The 17,199-nt window shown below is 63.8% G+C and carries 18 protein-coding genes and 1 pseudogene; 11 read left to right on the forward strand and 8 right to left on the reverse strand.

What is annotated here, in order from left to right:
* Positions 1 to 62 precede the first annotated feature (62 nt).
* On the forward strand, positions 63 to 911 hold the full coding sequence (locus tag JQK88_RS08725) for an AraC family transcriptional regulator (protein ID WP_312037250.1): 849 nt from the start codon (positions 63 to 65) through the stop codon (positions 909 to 911).
* Here the strand turns inward: JQK88_RS08725 and JQK88_RS08730 are convergent.
* The 3 genes from JQK88_RS08730 to ygfZ all read right to left on the reverse strand — a co-directional run bounded on the left by JQK88_RS08730 (position 880) and on the right by ygfZ (position 4,584).
* Positions 880 to 3,018 carry a putative bifunctional diguanylate cyclase/phosphodiesterase gene (locus tag JQK88_RS08730; RefSeq protein WP_203278069.1) on the reverse strand — a complete coding sequence of 713 codons (2,139 nt, stop codon included), beginning with the start codon at positions 3,016 to 3,018 and terminating at the stop codon, positions 880 to 882. The genes JQK88_RS08725 and JQK88_RS08730 overlap by 32 nt on opposite strands.
* A 67-nt stretch (positions 3,019 to 3,085) precedes the next feature.
* Positions 3,086 to 3,724 carry a YfbR-like 5'-deoxynucleotidase gene (locus JQK88_RS08735; RefSeq protein ID WP_203278070.1) on the reverse strand — a complete coding sequence of 213 codons (639 nt, stop codon included), beginning with the start codon at positions 3,722 to 3,724 and terminating at the stop codon, positions 3,086 to 3,088.
* Entirely contained in the window at positions 3,724 to 4,584 is an 861-nt protein-coding gene (gene ygfZ, locus JQK88_RS08740) for a CAF17-like 4Fe-4S cluster assembly/insertion protein YgfZ (protein ID WP_203278071.1), read from the reverse strand. The genes JQK88_RS08735 and ygfZ overlap by 1 nt, the downstream gene beginning before the upstream one ends.
* Positions 4,585 to 4,666: 82 nt before the next feature.
* Between ygfZ and JQK88_RS08745 the strand changes: the two genes are divergently transcribed.
* Positions 4,667 to 5,998: a dihydroorotase gene (locus JQK88_RS08745; RefSeq protein WP_203278072.1), complete on the forward strand. Its 1,332-nt coding sequence runs from the start codon at positions 4,667 to 4,669 to the stop codon at positions 5,996 to 5,998.
* Between the two features lie 15 nt (positions 5,999 to 6,013).
* Here the strand turns inward: JQK88_RS08745 and JQK88_RS08750 are convergent, their stop codons facing one another.
* The 4 genes from JQK88_RS08750 to JQK88_RS08765 form a co-directional block, all read right to left on the reverse strand.
* The gene (locus JQK88_RS08750; protein ID WP_203278073.1) at positions 6,014 to 6,817 is read right to left on the reverse strand and encodes a RodZ family helix-turn-helix domain-containing protein; all 804 of its coding nucleotides are present in this window, start codon (positions 6,815 to 6,817) and stop codon (positions 6,014 to 6,016) included.
* Between the two features lie 127 nt (positions 6,818 to 6,944).
* The gene (locus JQK88_RS08755) at positions 6,945 to 7,202 is read right to left on the reverse strand and encodes a hypothetical protein (protein WP_008874920.1); all 258 of its coding nucleotides are present in this window, start codon (positions 7,200 to 7,202) and stop codon (positions 6,945 to 6,947) included.
* 332 nt (positions 7,203 to 7,534) lie between these two features.
* Positions 7,535 to 7,909, reverse strand: coding sequence for a TIGR02301 family protein (locus JQK88_RS08760; RefSeq protein ID WP_203278074.1), 375 nt, complete (start codon positions 7,907 to 7,909; stop codon positions 7,535 to 7,537).
* Between the two features lie 49 nt (positions 7,910 to 7,958).
* Entirely contained in the window at positions 7,959 to 8,384 is a 426-nt protein-coding gene (locus JQK88_RS08765; RefSeq protein WP_203278075.1) for an NUDIX hydrolase, read from the reverse strand.
* A gap of 123 nt (positions 8,385 to 8,507) precedes the next feature.
* On the opposite strand from JQK88_RS08765, the gene JQK88_RS08770 reads away from it, so the two are divergent.
* On the forward strand, positions 8,508 to 9,272 hold the full coding sequence (locus JQK88_RS08770; RefSeq protein WP_203278076.1) for an SOS response-associated peptidase: 765 nt from the start codon (positions 8,508 to 8,510) through the stop codon (positions 9,270 to 9,272).
* Between the two features lie 134 nt (positions 9,273 to 9,406).
* On the opposite strand, the gene JQK88_RS08775 is transcribed toward JQK88_RS08770, so the two are convergent.
* Positions 9,407 to 9,562: a hypothetical protein gene (locus JQK88_RS08775; RefSeq protein ID WP_192256740.1), complete on the reverse strand. Its 156-nt coding sequence runs from the start codon at positions 9,560 to 9,562 to the stop codon at positions 9,407 to 9,409.
* A 446-nt stretch (positions 9,563 to 10,008) separates the two neighbouring features.
* Here JQK88_RS08775 and cysS point away from each other — a divergent pair, with 446 nt between their 5' ends.
* The 8 genes and pseudogenes from cysS to JQK88_RS08815 all read left to right on the forward strand — a co-directional run bounded on the left by cysS (position 10,009) and on the right by JQK88_RS08815 (position 17,194).
* Complete coding sequence (gene cysS, locus JQK88_RS08780) at positions 10,009 to 11,442, forward strand: cysteine--tRNA ligase (RefSeq protein ID WP_192256742.1); 1,434 nt, start codon at positions 10,009 to 10,011, stop codon at positions 11,440 to 11,442.
* Positions 11,439 to 11,825: a VOC family protein gene (locus JQK88_RS08785; RefSeq protein ID WP_192256744.1), complete on the forward strand. Its 387-nt coding sequence runs from the start codon at positions 11,439 to 11,441 to the stop codon at positions 11,823 to 11,825. Before cysS ends, JQK88_RS08785 begins: the two co-directional genes overlap by 4 nt.
* A 22-nt stretch (positions 11,826 to 11,847) precedes the next feature.
* Positions 11,848 to 12,345 (forward strand): GFA family protein, encoded by a 498-nt coding sequence (locus JQK88_RS08790; RefSeq protein WP_192256746.1) that lies wholly within the window; start codon positions 11,848 to 11,850, stop codon positions 12,343 to 12,345.
* Positions 12,342 to 12,818, forward strand: a complete 477-nt coding sequence (locus JQK88_RS08795) for a GFA family protein (protein WP_192256748.1) — start codon at positions 12,342 to 12,344, stop codon at positions 12,816 to 12,818. The genes JQK88_RS08790 and JQK88_RS08795 overlap by 4 nt, the downstream gene beginning before the upstream one ends.
* Positions 12,815 to 13,783 (forward strand): prolyl aminopeptidase, encoded by a 969-nt coding sequence (pip, locus tag JQK88_RS08800; protein ID WP_246749778.1) that lies wholly within the window; start codon positions 12,815 to 12,817, stop codon positions 13,781 to 13,783. Before JQK88_RS08795 ends, pip begins: the two co-directional genes overlap by 4 nt.
* A gap of 46 nt (positions 13,784 to 13,829) precedes the next feature.
* Positions 13,830 to 15,446: a citramalate synthase gene (gene cimA, locus JQK88_RS08805; RefSeq protein ID WP_192256752.1), complete on the forward strand. Its 1,617-nt coding sequence runs from the start codon at positions 13,830 to 13,832 to the stop codon at positions 15,444 to 15,446.
* A gap of 124 nt (positions 15,447 to 15,570) precedes the next feature.
* Positions 15,571 to 16,496: pseudogene (gene rarD / locus JQK88_RS08810) on the forward strand (EamA family transporter RarD).
* 11 nt (positions 16,497 to 16,507) lie between these two features.
* Entirely contained in the window at positions 16,508 to 17,194 is a 687-nt protein-coding gene (locus JQK88_RS08815) for a glutathione S-transferase family protein (protein ID WP_192256756.1), read from the forward strand.
* Positions 17,195 to 17,199 lie beyond the last annotated feature (5 nt).

Consider the following 17,199-nt stretch of genomic DNA (forward strand, 5'->3'; position numbering starts at 1 on the left):
CGGCCTTGTCGATGCCAGCACCTAAAGGGTTTGCGCCGGCAGCGTCTTGAACAGGATTGACCGTGTCGGGAATTCAGGAGCCGCAGGAGACAACGCAGTTCTGGCGTCATCCGCGCTTTCGCGATCTTGGCATGCTGAGGGCGCGTTTCACCCGGCATCGCTACCAGTTGCACACGCACCCGACCTATGTCGTCGCGCTGATCACGCATGGCTGCGAGCGTGTCCGCATCGGCAACGAGACCGTCGTCGCGCCGGTGGGCACGGTCCTCCTCGTCAATCCGGAGGTGTGGCACGACGGCGAGGCAGGTGCCGAGCAGGGCTGGGCCTACCGCACCTTCTATCCCTCGGTTTCCCTCATGGGCGCGATCGCTGCAGAACTCGGGCAGGATCGCGCGCCACTGTTTTCGCAATCGATCGTCGATGATGCCGATCTCGTCCAGGCGGTGGCCGCCGCACACCAGGTCTCGACATCAGGCGATGCCACAAGTGCCGAGACATCCATGCTGATCGCCTTGCGCAAGCTCGTCCTGCGCCATGGCGATTGGGGCGGCCGGAGGCGCGAGGCGGTCGAAAGCTTCGGATCGAAAAGCCGGCTCCGGGTCTATGAACAGGTCATCGAAGACCATCTGAACTCGGGCCTCGATTTGCGGCGGCTCGCCGAAGCTGCAGGCGTGACGCGCTTTCAGGTCATCCGGGATTTCAGGAAGGTGCTGGGTCTCACGCCCGCTGCCTTCATCCGTGACCGCCGGTTGCGCCGCGCCGATCTCCTGATCCGCCAAGGCTCAAACCTCGCCGACGCCGCCTTTGCGGCCGGCTTCTCCGACCAGAGCCATCTCTCGCGCACCTTCCGCGCGGCGCATGGAATGACACCGGGGATGTTCAGGCGGGCCGGGACGCTGCCTTCGACTTGAGCAGTCGTGCCATGTCAGCCGCCTTTGACGGCACGCCGATCAGAAAGCCCTGCGCCTCGACACAGCCAGCCTTGTGCAATATGTCGAGCTGCGCTTGCGTCTCGACGCCTTCGGCGGTGACGGTGATGCCGAGCTCGGCGCCAAGCCCGATGATCGAGCGCACGATCGCCGCCGTGTCCCGGTTGTCGATATCATGGATGAACGAGCGGTCGATCTTGATCTTGTCGACGGGAAAGCGCCTGAGATAGCCGAGCGACGAATAGCCGGTGCCGAAATCGTCGAGCGCGATGCGGATGCCGAGTTCGCGGAGCTGTCTAAGCGTCTTCAGCACCGTCTCGCTTTCATCCATCAACACGGTTTCGGTGATCTCCAGCTCAAGCCGCCTGGCCGGCACGCCGGAAACGGCCAGCGCCGAAATCACGCTGCGGGCAAAGTCGGCACTTCTGATCTGTACGGCCGAGACGTTGACGGCAATGCGCATTCCGGGCGGCCAGCCGGCGGCCACGCTGCAGGCCTGTTTCAGCGCCCATTCGCCCAGCGGGACGATCAGTCCGCTGTCTTCGGCGGCCGCGATGAAATCGTCGGGCGCCACCAGACCGCGTGTTGGCGAATTCCAGCGCATCAAGGCTTCGGCGCCGACGATTTCGCCCGACGCGATGTTGGTGATCGGCTGGAAGTCCAGGACGAATTCCTGCCGCTTCAGCGCCGTATCGAGATCGGTTTCGAGCGTCAGGCGCGCCCGCGCGAGGGCGTCCATGCCGGGTTCGAAAAAGCGGTAGACGTTGCGGCCTTCACTCTTGCCGCTGTAGAGCGCCATGTCGGCATTCTTCAACAGCGTGTCGGCGTCCTTGCCATCGTTGGGATAGAGAGCGATGCCAAGGCTGATGCCGACATGCATGTCGCGGCCCTTATAGCGAAACGGCTGGCTGATGACAGCGACGATGCGCTTTGCCAGTTGTTCAGCATCGGCGGTACCTTTGAGATTGAACTGCAGGATGGCGAACTCGTCGCCGCCGAGGCGGGCGACCACATCGGTCTCGCTGCGCAGGCTGTGCCGCAACCGGTCCGCCACGCACTTCAGCAGCCAGTCGCCGGCCGGGTGCCCCCAGGTGTCGTTGATGGCCTTGAAGCGATCGAGGTCGAGCGAGAAGATCGCCAACGGAGTAGCAGCGGTTTCGCCAAGCGCCTGGTCGAGCCGTTCGCGGAACATCGAGCGGTTGGGCAGGTCGGTCAGCGTGTCGTAATGGGCAAGGTGGCTCATGCGCTCTTCGGCGCGCCGGCGCTCGGTGATGTCTTCGAACGTCGCCACCCAGCCGCCGCCGGCAAGCGGCCGGCGCGCAATCAGCAATGTTCGGCCATCGGCAAGGATGCGATTTGTCGAGCGCGTTTCGCCGGCCTGCAGGCTGGCCCTGGTCTTGGAGATCTCGCCGTCGATATCGATCGACGGATAGATGCGCAGGCGCACCATCTGCTCGAGCAGGGCGCGATGGCTCATGCCGAGCGGGAAGTCTCCGGGCTTGACGTTGTAGAGGTCGAAGAAGCGCTGATTGCGCACGATCAGCGTGCCGTCGGCGTCATACATCAGCAGGCCTTGCGACATGTTGGCTAGCGCCGCATCGAAGCGGCGGTGCTGCTCCTTCAACTCCTGCTCGGCCCGCCTTTGCTCCGTGATGTCCTCATAGATCGACACCCAGCCGCCCGAGGCCAGCGGCCGGTGCGTGATGGAGATGATACGGCCGTCCGAAAGGATTTCCTCGTAGGTCGAGGCTTGCGCCCGCTCGATATAGGGCTTGCGGATGGCATAGAGGTCCGCGGCGCTCTGCGAGGCGACGCCGATGTCGACGCTGTGTTGGAGAATATCCAGGAACGCGATGCCGGGCCGCACGATCTTCGCATCGAGGGAGAAGATTCTGAGATAGTTGCCGTTGCAGATGATCATCCGCTCGTCGGCATCGAACATGCACAGCCCATGCGACATGTTTTCGACGGCCGCCGAAAAGCGCTCGTTCTGGTGGCGCAATTCGTCTGCGATCTGCTGTGGGGCGGCGACGCCTCCGGCTCCCCGTCTGCGGACGGGCGAACCACCCTTGACGTGCGCAACGGACATGAGGCGTGCCTGCTGACCGTGATCGAAACCCGGTACTGTGGTTACCGCTGGTTAATTTAGCGTATGTTCACTCGGCCGAATGCACGGCAACCGCTGCCTGGCGCTGCTTTTCGAGCGTCGCATAACGCTTGAGGAACGCCGCCTGCGCCGAAGTCACCGAGCGCGGCGTGAAATCGAAACGGTCCGCGTTGAAGCCGCGCGGCCGGCCGAAGAACTCGGTTGCCTCCGCGGTCGAAAAGCCGGCAAGCAGCGTCGCCTCGTAGTAAGCAGCGATCTGGTCGGCCCGCTTGATCTCCTTGCGAAGGCCGGCGCCGAGTTCCGCCGGCAGCGAAAAGCGCTGATGGATGGCGCGCTGCAGGCGCAGCTCGCAGTCCTTGTAGGAGCCGCCCATCACCGATTTGAACGGCGAGATCATGTCGCCGATGACATATTCCGGCGCGTCGTGCAGCAGCGCCGCCAGCCGTGCATTGGCCGAGGCGTCCGGCTGCAATTCGCCAAAAAGCGCCTCGACCAGCAGCGAATGCTGAGCGACCGAAAAGGCGTGATCGCCGTGTGTCTGGCCATTCCAGCGGGCGACACGGGCAAGCCCGTGGGCGATGTCGGAGATTTCGATGTCGAGCGGCGAGGGATCGAGCAGGTCTAGCCGCCGTCCCGACAGCATGCGCTGCCAGGCGCGCGGCGGCGCCCCGACACGGTCGGCGGCCATCAGGCGTCCTCCGCGCCGACCGCTTCCCTGGGAAAGCTGAACTTTGCCCAGGCCGGAATGGCGAGCGAAACAGCGACGTCACCCGCCAGGATCGGTTGGCCGGCGTCGAGCGCCGCCTTGACCCGGTCGATGCGGGCAATGGCTAGGCCGATCGGGCCTTTGCTCGAGCCGAGCATGCCGACCGACCGCCCCGCCACCGTCAGCTCCGTGCCCGGTGCGGGCAAAGCATGGTCGGCCGAAACGATCAGCACGCGCCGTCTGGCGGTGCCGCGATGCTGCATGCGCGAGACCACTTCCTGGCCGACATAGCAGCCCTTCTTGAAGCCGACCCCGCCGGTCTCGTCGAGCAGCACGTCATGCGGGAAGGTGTCGCCGAGCTGATAGTCCGGCCCGCTTTCGGCGATGCCGTGGGCGATGCGCAGGGTTTGCCACGCAGCCTGATCGCCGCCTTCGGATGCGCCTCCATAGGAGCGGCTGACGGCTACGTCACGGAAGCGGGTATCGGCAAGTGCCGTTGAATCAGAATGTGAAGCGGTTGAATCATCGCCCCATGCAACCGTCACAAGCAATTGATCCTGCTTGGCAATCTCGGCCTTGGCGCGCAGCTTGTAAAGCATCAGCCGGCGCACGAAATCGTCTGCGACGTCGGCCCGGCATTCCAGCTGGAAGCCGCTGTCGCCGGCGCGCGAGATCAGAAAATCGAACAGGATCTTGCCCTGCGGCGAAAGCAGCGCGCCGGGCTTTGCCTCGCCGGCGGCCAGCGTATCGAGGTCGGTGGTGAGGATATTCTGCAAAAAATGCTCGGCATCCGGGCCTGACACGGAAATGAGGGCGCGGTTGTCGAGAAGGGCAAAGGGCATGGGCGGCAAAGAACCTGATCTTGCAAAACAGACGGTCATTACGTAAGCCCCTGATACTCCCCCCGCAAGAGACCGAACACCCATGGCCAGCACCTACGACCTCATCCTGACAGGCGGCACGGTGGTCAATCATGACGGCGAGGGCGCGCGCGATGTCGGCGTCAAGGATGGTCGCATCGCGGCTATAGGCGATCTTAGCCAAGCCTCGGCTAACGAGAGCGTCGACTGCCGCGGCCTGCACATCCTGCCGGGCGTCGTCGACAGTCAGGTGCATTTCCGCGAGCCGGGGCTGGAGCATAAGGAAGATCTGGAGACGGGCTCGCGCGCGGCGGTGCTGGGCGGCGTCACTGCCGTGTTCGAGATGCCCAACACCAACCCGCTGACCACCAGCGAGGCGGCGCTTGCCGACAAGGTGCGGCGCGGCACCGGCCGCATGCATTGCGACTTCGCCTTCTGGGTCGGCGGCACGCGCGAGAACGCCGGAGACGTCGGCGAACTCGAGCGGCTCCCCGGTGCGGCCGGCATCAAGGTGTTCATGGGTTCCTCCACCGGCGACTTGCTGGTTGAGGATGACGAGGGTGTCGCATCGATCCTGAGAAACACCCGCCGCCGCGCCGCCTTTCATTCGGAGGATGAGTTCCGTCTGCGCGAACGCCTTGGCCTGCGCGTCGAGGACGACCCGTCCTCGCACCCGGTCTGGCGCGACGAGATCGCCGCCTTGCGCTGTACCGAGCGGCTGGTCCGCATCGCGCGAAACACTCGCGCCCGCATCCATGTCCTGCACATCTCGACCGCCGAAGAAATCCTGTTCCTCGAACAGCACAAGGATGTTGCCACCTGCGAGGCGACGCCGCATCATTTGACGCTCGCGGCCGACGACTATGCGCGGCTGGGCACGTTGATCCAGATGAACCCGCCGGTGCGGGCGGCACGCCATCGCGACGGCGTCTGGCACGGCATTGCGCAAGGCATCGTCGACGTGCTGGGCTCCGACCACGCCCCGCACACGCTGGCCGAGAAGGCAAAGCCCTATCCGGCCTCGCCGTCGGGGATGACCGGGGTGCAGACGCTGGTGCCGATCATGCTCGACCACGTCAATTCAGGCCGGCTGACCCTGCAGCGCTTCGTCGACCTGTCCAGCCACGGCCCGCAGCGCATCTTCGGCATGGCCCGGAAAGGCCGCATCGCCGCCGGCTACGACGCCGATTTCACCATCGTCGACATGAAGCGCCGCGAGACTATCACCAATGCGCAGGCCGGCTCCAAGGCCGGCTGGACGCCCTATGACGGCAAGCAAGTCACCGGCTGGCCGGTTGGCACCGTCGTGCGCGGCCGCCGTGTAATGTGGGACGGCGAGATCGTCACGCCCGGGCAGGGCAAGGCTGTGGAGTTTTCCGAGGCCCTGCCGAAATAGGCTGACGGCAAAAACTCAATCGCCGGCGACGAAGAATGTCCACTGCCCGGCGGGCGTGATGCCGACGCGATAGAAGATGTAGGCGCCGAACTGCTTCATGTCGTCATAGTCGCCGGCGGTGACGATCTTGAACAGTTCGACCCGCTGTTTGGCGTCGAGCTTGTCCAGCGGCATGGCGAAGAAGTATGGCCAGACATAGAGCTCCTGCGGCGTGCCGACATCGACATGGACATAGCCGGCATTGAGCACCTCTTCCATGATGGCGAGGATTTCCTGGCCTTCCTTGTCGCCTGAAAGCCCTTTCAGGAAGGCGATCGGGTCGCCCTCGATCTCGCCCAGCGACAATTGGGTCATGGTCTCGCCCGTGCCGATCAGGGGCCGCAGCTTCTCGATGTCGCCGCTGACGCAGGCTTCGACCATCAGGTCGTGCATGCGCCTGACCGGCTCCGGCAATTTGGAAAGGTCGTAGACGACTTCAGGCACCGGCGCGTCGGGATCGGCACGCGGGTTGGCCACGCCGCCATCGTCGGTCGGCCCTGCCGGCTCGCTTTGTTCGGGCTCTGCGGGTGATTTCGGCTGGCTGGCCGCTGGCGGCGTCGTGCCGGGCAGATCGGGCATCGGCACGGAATTTTCGGATGGCGCCGTCTCACCATTGGCTGGCGGCGCAGCCGGCGCCGGAAGCTCCTCGCGCTTGATCTCGCTCAGCGCGTAGGCAGGGCTGCTTGTCAGGACAAGTGCCGGCGGAACCGCGGCGCAGGAAGCGGCAAGCCAGATGCTGAGGACCAGTCCGCGAGGCTGGCCTGACATCGAAAAATTCACCGCTTGCCTCTCCTTGGGCCTGGGCCTCCTTCAGGTGCCAGGCATGATGCCCAAACAGCGCGCCGTCGTCAAAGAACCGATCAAGGCGCCGGAGCGCCGGTTTGCGCCCAGAGGGACGCGCGCCGCTCTAGTGCCGCAGCCGCTCCGGCTCGAAAGCGCCGGCGATCACCTTTTCACGCATGCGGTCGAGCAGGGCAAGAGCTGAAGTCTCGCCATTGGCGCGCAGCATCTCGCCGAACGCCGTTTCAAGTGCTGCCTCGGCAATGATTTCCGGCTCGATACCGGCCGACAGACCTTCCGCCCAGGCCTCGCTATGGCTTTCCACCGCGGTCAGGCGCTTTTCTTCCCTGACCAGCGCGTCGATGTCGTTGACGCCATGTTCCATTGCGATGTCCACCCTTTTCAAGCGGCGATCCAACGTGTCGGATCCGGCTTGGGCTGTCCCTATCTCCACGCAGGCTAAGTAAGCATTTGTAAATACGACATTTTTTTGATCGTCTTTGACAAACTTCATCGCCAGCGTTCGGTCCGATTCAAACTTAGCCGATTAGACCGGTGAGCGGGGTGAAAACCTTCAGTTTGAGTTAATTCCACATCCGCGCGCTAACGTTTCGTTAATACTGTTGCGAAAGTGCAACACCAACATTGCATCAACGTGCCGTGGATACAAGGCGGGGTGCTCGAAAAGGCGTTGGCTGTGACGCGGTCTGGCGCTCGTCAGTTGCCGTAGCGCGAAGCGATGTCGCGGGTCAGTGTCTCGCCTTCCTTCATGTAGCGGCTGATGGCCGCGGTCGCCGATGGTGTGCACTGCGTGTAGGTGCCACCGAACGAACGGTAACCGCGGTTGAAGCTGGCGATGAAGCGGGCGCGCCGCTCGGGATCGGGATTTTCCGAATCGATCAGCTTTTCCATCTCGGTACGCCACTGGTCGCCCTTTTCGCCGCACAGATTGCGCAGGAAATGCAGCGACCCCAGCACCTCGGCCAGCCGCATCAGACCGGGCTCGAATGGCGACTCGGCGGCCGGCGCCGGCTGCACGGCAGCCATGCTGGCGGCGAGGCATGCGGCGAGGAAGAGCGCGGCGCGGGTCATAAGTCTTTCTGGCCAAACAATTTGTCGCCTGCAAGGCGATTCTCTGTGTTCAGATACCGGGACGGCTTGAGCCCAGAAGCTCCTCAGCGACCTCAAACACATCGCCTGCGAGCGGCATGTCGGTCATTTCGTTCAGCGTATAGAAGGCGGCGGTCTCGGCGTCGTCACTGGCTGTCGCCTCGCCCCCGGCATAGACAGCGCCGAACACCGTCAGGAGATAGTCGACCGGGTGATTCTCGCCGCTGCCGTCGATGTGGATGTCGCGAAGCGGACGATAGTCTTTTGCCCGCAACCCGGTCTCCTCCAGCAATTCGCGCGCCGCGGCTTGCTCAAGAGCTTCGCCGGGCTCGACCTTGCCGCCGGGAAAGGCATAGACCCCTTGCGACGGCGGCCGCGCCCGCTTGACCAGCAGCACTGTCGTGCCGCGCACAACGGCGACGGAGACGGCGGGAAGTGTCTTGCGCTGCTCGTTCATCGATCGCGATTCGCCTATATGAGGTCAGGCCCTTGTGGACGGCTGGCGGCATTGAGCTTTAGCGGTTGCGCAACGCCGGTTCCATCGCCACCTTCGCATGACACCATTCAGAGACCTTAGCCTATGTGCGGACGCTTTGCCCTGACGGCCACGCCGGACCAGACCGCTGCCTTGCTCGGCCTGGCGGAGCTGGAGGAGTTTCCAGCCCGCTACAACATCGCGCCGACGCAGCCGGTGCTGATGGCGCTCTCTGGACCGCCGCGCATGCCGGGCTCGAATTTTCCGGATCGCCAGGCGATGCTGGTGCGCTGGGGGCTGATCCCGGCCTGGGTCAAGGACACCAGGGAATTTCCGCTGCTGTTCAATGCGCGCTCGGAAGGAGCGGCGGAGAAGGCCTCGTTCAAAGCCGCCATGCGCCATCGTCGCGCATTGGTTCCGGCCTCCGGCTTTTATGAGTGGCAGCAATCGGGCAACGGCAAGAAGGGCCAGCCCTACTGGATACGGCCGAGGAATGGCGGGCTCGTCGCCTTTGCCGGGCTGGTCGAAACCTATGCCGAGCCGGGTGGTTCGGAGATGGACACCGGCGCCATTCTCACCGTCAACGCCAATGCCGACATCGCCCATATCCATGACCGCAGTCCGGTGGTCATCGCGCCGGAGGATTTTGCCCGCTGGCTGGACTGCCGCGCGCTCGAGCCGCGCGACGTGGCCGACCTGCTCAGACCTGCACAGCCCGATTTCTTCGAGGCTGTGCCGGTCTCCGACCTCGTCAACAAGGTCGCCAACACCGGGCCCGAGATACAGGACAGGGGCATCGTCGGGCCTGAGCCCGAGAAGGTCAGGCGCCAGAAGCCCGGCGCGGACGACAGTCAAATGACGTTGTTTTAGAGCACGACCCCAAGAAACCAGTCTTCGGGAAGAACCTGCTCAATCGGGAAGAGCTGCTGTTTTCAGGCGCGCTCAGGCGCCTCGGCCTTCCGTGCCGGCGTACGCCTTGGCGGCGGCCGGTGCCGGAGCTTTGATCAGGCAGCGCGGGGCGAAGTGATTTTCGGTGCCGGCTTCTTCTTCTTGGCAGTGTGGAGAAGGGCGGCGACGATAGCGGCCGGGCCGATCGCGCGGTAGTGGTTGGCGAGCGCCGGTTGCTTGGCGCGGCTCGATTCCTGCTTGGTTCGTGGCATCGATCTCTTCCCTGGTAACATTTCCGTGTCTGCGTTTGCCGGCCGAATCTGACCGAATCGTGACCCATGGTGAACTAGCCGGCGAATGTTTCATGACTGTGCCGACATGTTTAATAAAATGTTTCAGTGCCTCATGACCTGTGATCCAGCGGCGCTTTTGCCGGAAGTTGCGACTTGACGGCAACACCGGCCAAGGCGATAAAGCCGCCCATGAAAACGTTTTTCGCCATTTGTGGCATTTGCATTATTGGCTAGCCTCGCGCTGGTCCGGACGTTTTCGCCTCATCTTTCCCCAGAGTGGACAAACGCCCCGGCCAGCAGGCTGGAGCCCGATTTGTGCCTCGGCGCAAGGACGGCTCTGCCCAGAGCATGATCCCGAAAAGTGGGTACCGGGTTTCGGATAAGATCATGCTCAACCAAAGAGTAAACGGACCGGAAGGGCACGCATGTCTGACGCATCGAAGGGTCTTAGCCTCTACAACACGCTAACGCGGACGAAGGACGCGTTCGTCCCGATCGACGCTGGGAATGTGCGCATGTATGTCTGCGGCCCGACCGTCTACGACTTTGCCCATATCGGCAATGCGCGGCCGGCGATCGTCTTCGACGTGCTGTTCCGTTTGCTGCGTCATGTCTACGGCGAGGCGCACGTTACGTATGTGCGCAACATCACAGATGTCGACGACAAGATTAACGCCCGCGCGCTGCGCGATTTCGGCGCCGAGATCGCGTCGGGAAAACTGACGCTCAACGAGGCGATCCGCCGCGTCACCGAAAAGACCGCCGACCAGTATCACAAGGATGTCGCGGCCCTCGGCTGCTTGCCGCCGACGGTCGAGCCGCGCGCCACCGAGTTCGTCGCGCGCCGCGCCGACGGCAAGGCCGACATGATCAGCCTCATCGAGCGCCTGATCGAGCGCGGCCATGCCTATGTCGCCGCCGGCGAGGTATTGTTCGACACCGCCTCGATGCCGGATTACGGCGAACTGTCGAAGCGCAATCTCGACGAGCAGCAGGCCGGCGCCCGCATCGCCGTCGATGCCCACAAGAAGAACCCCGGCGATTTCGTTTTGTGGAAATTGTCGTCGCCGGAAGAGCCCGGCTGGGACAGCCCGTGGGGCAGGGGCCGTCCGGGCTGGCACATCGAGTGCTCGGCCATGTCGGCCGCCTATCTCGGCGACGTCTTCGACATCCATGGTGGCGGCCTCGACCTGATCTTCCCCCACCATGAGAACGAGATTGCCCAGTCGCGCTGCGCGCATGGCACCGACGTCATGGCCAATGTCTGGATGCACAATGGCTTCCTGCAGGTCGAGGGCCAGAAGATGTCGAAGAGCCTCGGCAATTTCTACGCCATCGCCGAACTGCTGGAGACCGACACATTCGGCGGCCGCAAATGGCCGGGCGAGGTGCTGCGGCTGGCGATGCTGATGACGCATTATCGCGAGCCGATCGATTTTTCGGTCCGCAAGCTGGAGGAGGCCGAGAACACGCTGCGCAAATGGAAACGCGCAGCCGACCTCGCACCGGCCGCTGGGCAAGTGCCGGCGGAAGTCGTGGCAGCGCTGTCGGACGACCTCGCCACCTACGCCGCCTTCCAGCAGCTGACGCAGCTTGCCGGCGAGGCCGCGGACGGCAACGAAGCTGCCGCTTCGCTGAAGGCCTCGCTGCTGTTCCTCGGCTTCGATGTCGGTGCGGCCAAGGTCGATGAGGCCGCGGTCGCCAAAGCCATCGCCAAGCGCCTGGAACTGATCGCCGCGAAAAACTGGGCCGAAGCCGACCGCGTGCGTGATGAGCTGCTGGCGCAAGGCGTGCAGCTTAAGGACGGCAAGGATCCGGCCACTGGCGAAAGAATCACCACCTGGGAGGTAAAAAGATGATCGACCATCTCGGCATCAACGTCGCCGATTTCGACGCTTCGAAGGCCTTTTACGATCAGGCGATGGCGCCGCTAGGCGCCTCGCTGATCTACATGGTGCCGCTGGAATATACCGGCGGCGCCAAGGTCGGTGGCTATGGCCGCGACCGGCCGGTGTTCTGGTTGCAGGCCAGCAACGATGAGCCGAGGACCCATCAGCACGTCGCCTTCACCGCGCGCAGCCGCGCTGAGGTCGATGCGTTCCATGCCGCCGCCCTTGCCGCCGGCGGCAAGGACAATGGCGGGCCGGGCCTGCGGCCGCATTATCACCCGCACTATTACGGCGCCTTCGTCTTCGATCCCGACGGCAACAATGTCGAGGCCGTCTGCCATGCCCCGGAATGAATATGAAACGGAGCGAGACACGATGAGCCTCGACAATCGGCCGATCTACACCGGCGGCTGCCAATGCGGCGCGGTGCGCTTTCGCGTCGAGGGCGCGCTGGGCGATGCCTCGATCTGCCATTGCCGCATGTGCCAGAAAGCGTTCGGCGCCTTCTACGCGCCGCTGGTTTCGGTGCGTGGCGCCAAGCTCGACTGGACGCGTGGCGAGCCGAAATATTTCGCCTCGTCCAGTCACGTCGACCGCGGCTTCTGCGCCAATTGCGGCACGCCGCTGACCTTTACCGCGCCTGATGGCGTCGGCCTCGCCATTGGGGCGTTCGACAATCCGGCCGAAATCGTGCCGCTGATCCAGTGGGGCACAGAGGCAAAGCTGCCCTATGTCGACACCATCCCGCAACTGCCCGGCGAGGACACGATGGCCGACATATCATCGGCGCCTTATCTCGCCGAACTCGTCTCCTACCAGCATCCCGACCACGACACCGAACAATGGCCGCCAGAGGAAAGACAAAGACCATGACCGATGAAATTCGAACCGGCGGCTGCCAGTGCGGCGCCGTGCGCTTCCGCATCAAGGGCAAGCTCGGGCGCCCGTCCATCTGCCATTGCCGTATGTGCCAGAAACAGTTCGGCAATTTCTTCGGCGCGCTGGTGACGGTGCCGAAGGACGGCGTCGAATGGACCCATGAGGAGCCGAGCTACTTCCAGTCTTCGGTCAATATCGATCGCGGCTTCTGCGCCCGCTGCGGCACGCCACTCACCTATCGCCAGCCCGGCGCGCTGGAGATCGCCATCGGTGCCTTCGACGACCGCTCGGATCTCGCGCCGCAGATCCAGGTCAACTACGCGGCTCGCCTGCCTTGGGTGGAGAAGATCTTCGAGGCGCCGATCCTCGACGATCCCGACTTCTATCGACGGCAGGAGCAGATCATCTCCTTCCAGCATCCCGACCACGAGACGGCCAACTGGCCGCAGCAGGGCTTGAAACTATGACGATGCACAGCAGCTCCATGCGTACGCTCTATCCCGAGATCGAGCCGCTCGAGTCGGGCATGCTTGATGTCGGCGACGGCCACACCATCTACTGGGAACGCTGCGGCACCAAGGGCGCCAAACCCGCCGTGTTCCTGCATGGCGGCCCGGGCGGCGGCATCTCGCCAAAACATCGGCGGCTGTTCGACCCGAAGCTTTACGATGTCATCCTGTTCGACCAGCGCGGCTGCGGAAAATCGACGCCCAACGCCTCGCTCGACGCCAACACCACCTGGCATCTGGTCGCCGACATCGAACGCCTGCGCGAAATGTGCGGCTTCGACAAATGGCTGGTGTTCGGCGGCTCCTGGGGTTCGACGCTGGCGCTTGCCTATGCCGAGACGCATCCCGACCGCGTCAGCGAGCTCGTCGTGCGCGGCATCTATACGCTCACCCGCGCCGAACTCGAATGGTATTATCAGTTCGGCGTCTCCGAAATGTTTCCCGAGAAGTGGGAGCGTTTTCAGGCGCCGATCCCTGAAACCGAGCGCGGCGACATGATGGCCGCCTACCGCAAGCGGCTGGTTGGCTCCGACCGCAAGGCGCAGCTCGAAGCCGCCCTGGCGTGGAGCCTGTGGGAAGGCGAGACGATCACGTTGCTGCCGGAACCGGAAACCAGCGACAAGTTCGGCGAGGACGATTTCGCCATCGCCTTTGCCCGCATCGAGAACCACTATTTCGTTCACGCCGGCTGGCTCGAGGAGGGACAGCTGCTGCGCGACGCACACAGGCTGAAGGACATCCCTGGCACCATCGTCCATGGTCGCTATGACATGCCGTGTCCGGCGCGCTACGCCTGGGCGCTGCACAAGGCCTGGCCGAAGGCGGATTTCCATCTCATCGAAGGCGCCGGCCATGCCTATTCGGAACCGGGGATCCTCGATCAGCTGATCAGGGCGACGGACAAGTTCGCAGGAAAGAAATGACATCGGCCTTCGGGCCAGAGGAGGGTGCGTACGCACCCGCGCAGCCATGACAAAGCAACGCCTCTATCTCTTCGACACCACATTGCGCGACGGCCAGCAGACGCCGGGCATCGACTTTTCCGTCGAGGACAAGATTGCGATTGCCAAGCTGCTCGACGAGTTCGGTATGGACTATGTCGAAGGCGGCTATCCCGGCGCCAATCCGACCGACACCGCATTCTTCCAGCAGAAGCGCACGGCGAAGGCAAAATTCGTCGCCTTCGGCATGACCAAGCGGGCAGGCGTATCGGCGTCCAACGATCCGGGCCTGGCGGCGCTGGTACAGTCGAAATCCGACGCCATCTGTTTCGTGGCCAAGAGCTGGGACTATCATGTCCGCGTCGCGCTTGGCTGCACCAATGAGGAGAACCTCGACTCCATCAAGGTTTCGGTCGAAGCAGCTGTTGCCGCCGGCAAGGAAGCTATGGTCGATTGCGAGCATTTCTTCGACGGCTTCAAGGCCAATCCGGATTATGCGCTGGCTTGCGCCAAGGCCGCCTATGACGCCGGTGCGCGCTGGGTGGTGCTGTGCGACACCAATGGCGGCACGCAACCCTCTGAAGTGCACACCATTGTCGACAAGGTGATCGCCGCCGGCATACCGGGCGACCATCTCGGCATCCATGCCCATGACGATACCGGCCAGGCGGTGGCGAATTCGCTAGCCGCCGTCGAGGCCGGCGTGCGCCAGATCCAGGGCACGCTGAACGGCATCGGCGAACGCTGCGGCAACGCCAATCTGGTCTCGATCGTGCCGACGCTGGCACTGAAGCCGGCCTTCGCTGACCGCTTTGAGACCGGCATCTCGGCTGAGGCGCTGACCGGCATTTCACGGCTATCCCGTGCCTTCGACGAACTCTTGAACCGCGCGCCGGAAGCGCAGGCACCCTATGTCGGCGCTTCCGCCTTCGCCACCAAGGCCGGCATCCATGCCTCGGCACTCGCCAAGGAGCCGGCGACCTATGAGCACGTCGAGCCGCAAGCCGTCGGCAACCGCCGCCGCGTCATGGTCTCCGACCAGGGCGGCAAGGCCAATTTCCTCGCCGAACTGAAGCGGCGCGGCATTGACGTGCCAAAGGACGATCACCGTCTCGACGCGCTGATCTCGGTGGTCAAGGAACGCGAGGCCGAGGGCTACGCCTATGAGGGTGCCGATGCCTCGTTCGAGCTCTTGGCACGCAAGATGCTGCACGGCCTGCCGGAGTTCTTCAACGTCACCTCGTTCCGCTGCATGGTCGAGCGCCGCTTCGATGCCAACGGCCAGCTGAAGACGGTCTCCGAGGCGATCGTCAAGGTGATGGTCGATGGCGAGGAAAAGATGTCGGTGGCCGAAGGCCACGGCCCGGTCAACGCGCTCGACATCGCGCTGCGCAAGGACCTCGGCAAGTATCAGAACGAGATCGTCGATCTCGAGCTCGCCGACTTTAAGGTGCGTATCCTCAACGGCGGCACCGAAGCCATCACCCGCGTTCTGGTCGAATCGCACGATTCCACCGGCGCCCGCTGGTGGACGGTCGGCGTGTCGGAAAACATCATCGACGCCTCCTTCCAGGCGCTGATGGATTCCATCGTCTACAAGCTGATGAAGAACCGCGAGATGGCAGGGCTGGTGGCGGCCGAGTAGGCCTTTTCCTCGCCCCGCGAGAGCGGGGAGGTGGCCCGGCCCTTTGAACCATCAGCAAAAGTCCGTTGATCCATCACAACTTTGCGATGGTCTTGGCCGAGCCGTTGAGCCATAGCGTTGCGCCATGGCCACCGACGCACTCGCCCCCGATGCCGATGCCAAGGCCCGCAACGGCTTCCTGCTGGCGCTGGGCGCCTATCTCCTGTGGGGGCTGCTGCCCTTTTATATGAAGGCGGTGGCGCATCTGCCGCTGATCGAGGTGATCGCCGCATCGTCTGGTCGGTTCCGATTGCCGCTGCGGTGCTGGTCTGGGCAGGCCGCACGGCAGATTTCAAGGCGGCGATCCGCTCGCCGCGCAGCATCGGCATGGCGGCGCTGACGGCGACGCTGATTTCGATCAACTGGGCCATCTATGTCTGGGCGATCTCGGTCGACCGCACCGTCGAGACCGCGCTCGGCTACTACATCAACCCGCTGGTGGTGGTCGTCGTCGGCGCGGTGCTGCTGGGCGAGCGGCTGGACCGGCTGCAGATCGCGGCGGTGGTGCTCGCAGCAGTCGCGGTCACGGTCTTGACCATCGAAGGTGGCAAACTGCCTTGGGTGTCGCTGGCACTGGCCTTCTCCTTCGCCGCCTACGGCTTCTTCCGCAAGACTTTGCCGATCGGCCCAAGCCAGGGTTTTCTGCTCGAAGTGCTTTTGCTGTCGGTGCCGGCGCTGGGCTACATCATCTTCCTGATCGCCAACGGCCAGGACCATTTCATCTCCAGCACCGGCACCGACACGGCGCTGCTGATCGGCTGCGGCCCGGTCACCGCGGTGCCGCTGCTTCTGTTCGCCTTCGGCGCCAAGCTTCTGCGCCTGTCGACCATCGGCATCATGCAGTACATCGCGCCGACCATGGTGTTCCTGATCGCCGTGCTTGCTTTCGACGAGCCGTTCGGCACCACGCAGGCGATAGCCTTCGCGCTGATCTGGGCGGCGCTGGCGATGTATTCCTGGTCGATGTTCCGCGGCCGTGAAACCCGCCCGGCGGCGCTGGCCGCGAAGTAGGGAACCTTTCGATGTACGTGCTGCACATTGCCAACAAGAATTATTCGTCATGGTCGCTGCGGCCATGGGTGCTGATGCGTACCCTCGACATTCCGTTCGAGGAGCGGCTGACGCCGTTCCCGACCGGGCCTAGCTTCGATCTCTACCGGTCGTTTTCACCCAGTGGACGTGTGCCTTGCCTGGTCGATGACGGCTGGGCTGTCTGGGATTCGCTGGCCATCGCCGAATATCTCGCCGAGCACCACCACGGTGTGTGGCCGATTGAGGCCAAAGCACGCGCCTGGGCGCGTTCGGCCGCCGCCGAAATGCATTCGGGCTTCACCGCCTTGCGTGGCTCATGCCCGATGAATTGCGGCGTGCGGGTAAAGCCGTTGCCGATGTCGGATGTGTTGAAGCAGGATCTGTTCCGGTTGGGCGATCTCTGGAACGATGGCCTTGCCCGGTTCGGCGGGCCGTTTCTTGCCGGCGGCCATTTCACCGCCGTCGATGCCTTCTTCGCCCCGGTGGCATTTCGCGTGCAGTCCTATGGGCTCTCTTTCGAAGGCGCAGCTGCCGCCTATCCCGCGCAATTGCTCGGTCTGCAGGCGATGCAGGAATGGTATTCGGCGGGCCTCGCAGAGACCTGGCGTGAACCGGATCATGAAGCGGAAGTCGCTGCCGCCGGCACCGTCATAGAGGATCTTCGAGCGACGGCGTGACCCTC

This window comes from Mesorhizobium caraganae (genome assembly GCF_016836705.1).
Taxonomy (GTDB): Bacteria; Pseudomonadota; Alphaproteobacteria; order Rhizobiales; family Rhizobiaceae; genus Mesorhizobium; species Mesorhizobium caraganae.